Genomic DNA, 2,415 nt, shown 5'->3' on the forward strand with positions numbered 1-2,415 from the left:
GCGGGCGGCGCCTCGGGCGACGCCGCGCCGCGGGACGGGGTCCGGGCAGGCGGGGCTGATGGCGCGGCCCTCAATCCGCTGACCGCGCTAGACGCAGACCCGGTGGAGGCGCTCACGCCGGAGGAGGCGCGGCGCCAGTGGGGCCTTATCGCCGCCGCGGTCGCACGCGCCAACCGCGCCTACCACACGCTCGACGCGCCGGAGATCTCGGATGCCGACTACGACGCCCTGAAACGGCGGCTCACGGCCATCGAGCTGCGCTTCCCGGCGCTTGCGCAGGCCGAGAGCCCGACACAGGCGGTGGGGGCGGAACCGTCCGAGACCTTCGCAAAGGTGCGCCATGCCGTGCGGATGCTGAGCCTCGAAAACGCCTTCGAGGCGGGCGAGATCGTCGAGTTCGACGACCGCATCCGCCGCTACCTGAACCTGCCGGCCGGTGCGCCGCTTCGCTACACCGCCGAGCCCAAGATCGACGGCCTGTCGCTGTCGCTCCGCTACGAGCGCGGGCTTCTCGTCCAGGCGGCCACCCGCGGCGACGGCGAGACGGGGGAGAACGTCACGGCGAACGCCCGGACCATCGGCGACATACCGCATCGCCTGACCTCTGCGCCCGAGCTTCTCGAGGTCCGGGGCGAGGTCTACATGAGCCACGCGGATTTCGCCGCGCTGAACGCGCGCGCCGCCGAGGCGGGGGAAAAGACCTTCGCCAATCCCCGCAACGCTGCCGCCGGCTCGCTGCGCCAGCTCGACGCCGCGATCACCGCGTCGCGGCCCTTGCGGTTCTTCGCCTACGCCTGGGGCGCCCACTCCGAACCCTTGGCCGACACCCAGATGGGCGCCATCGACCGGCTCGCCGCGCTCGGCTTCGCCACCAACCCGCTGACGCGCCTCTGCGAGGGTCCGCAGGCACTGCTCGACGCCTGGCGCGAGATCGAGCAACGGCGCGCGACGCTCGGCTACGACATCGACGGCGTCGTCTACAAGGTCGACGACATCGGCCTCCAGCACCGGCTCGGCTACCGCTCCACCACGCCGCGCTGGGCGATCGCCCACAAGTTCCCGGCCGAGCTTGCCTGGACAAGGCTCGAGGCGATCGACATCCAGGTCGGCCGCACCGGCGCGCTGTCGCCCGTCGCCCGCCTCCTGCCCGTCACCGTGGGCGGCGTCGTCGTCTCCAACGCCACGCTGCACAACGAGGACTACATCGCCGGCCGCTCGGCTTCGGGCGAGGCGATCCGCGACGGCAAGGACATCCGCGTCGGCGACTGGGTGCAGGTCTACCGGGCGGGCGACGTGATCCCCAAGGTGGCCGACGTGGACCTCTCGCGGCGGCCGGCGGAGGCGGAGCCCTACATATTTCCCGCGACCTGCCCGGAATGTGGCTCGGACGCCGTGCGCGAGGAGGGGGACGCCGTGCGCCGCTGCACCGGCGGCCTCGTCTGCCCGGCGCAGGCGGTCGAGAAGCTGAAGCACTTCGTCAGCCGTGCGGCCTTCGACATCGAGGGGCTCGGGCCGAAGCAGATCGAGATGTTCTTCGAGGACGACCAGCTTCGCGTCCGCGAACCGGCCGACATCTTCACCCTTCCCGGGCGCGATGCCGCGAACCTCGCCAAGCTGAAGAACCGCGAAGGCTTCGGCGAACGGTCCGTGAGCAATCTCTTCCAGGCCATCGAGGAAAAACGCAGGATCCCCCTGAACCGGCTGATCTTCGCCCTCGGCATCCGCCATGTCGGCGAAAGCGCCGCAAACCTCCTCGCCCGCAACTACGGCACCTGGGAGGCATTCGAGCAGGCGATGACGGCGGCGACGGTCGGCGAGGGACCGGAGTGGGAGGCGCTCCTCGCCATCGACGGCGTCGGTCGGGTACTCGCGGCCTCGGTCGTGAACAGCTTCCACCAGGCGGCCGAGCGTGCCTCCATCGACCGGCTCGTGGCGATGCTCGACGTGGAGCCGGCGGCGCAGCCGGTGACGGCGGGCAGCCCCGTCGCCGGCAAGACGCTTGTCTTCACCGGGACGCTGGAGAGGATGACGCGCGCCGAGGCCAAGGCGCGGGCCGAGGCGCTCGGGGCGAAGGTGGCGGGCTCGGTCTCGGCGAAGACCGACCTCGTCATCGCCGGGCCCGGCGCGGGCTCGAAGGCGAAGGAGGCCGAAAGGCTCGGCATCGAGACGATCGACGAGGATGCCTGGCTGAGGCTCATCGGCGCATGAGCCGGCCGGCGATCCTCTTCCCGCTCTTCGCGGAACTGGAGACGCTGGAGGGTGTCGGGCCGAAAACCGCGAAGCTTTTCGCGCAGATGGGCGCGGAGCGACCGCGCGACCTGCTCTTCACGCTGCCGCATGCGGTGATCGACCGGCGGCTTCGGCCGACGATCCGGGGCGCCGTCCTGCCCGGCACCGTGACGGTGGAGATCACGG

1 protein-coding gene and 1 pseudogene are annotated in these 2,415 nt (G+C 71.4%); both read left to right on the forward strand.

Annotated features, from left to right (window positions below):
- Positions 1 to 78: 78 nt before the first annotated feature.
- A complete protein-coding gene (ligA, locus tag F9K34_RS18670) occupies positions 79 to 2,208 on the forward strand; it encodes an NAD-dependent DNA ligase LigA (protein ID WP_436405765.1) in 2,130 nt (709 codons plus the stop codon).
- A pseudogene (locus tag F9K34_RS18675) lies at positions 2,205 to 2,415 on the forward strand (ATP-dependent DNA helicase RecG); the annotation flags it as partial. The gene ligA and the pseudogene F9K34_RS18675, both read left to right, overlap by 4 nt.

Origin of the sequence: Albidovulum sp. (genome assembly GCF_008933605.1) — a bacterium.
GTDB lineage: Bacteria > Pseudomonadota > Alphaproteobacteria > Rhodobacterales > Rhodobacteraceae > Albidovulum.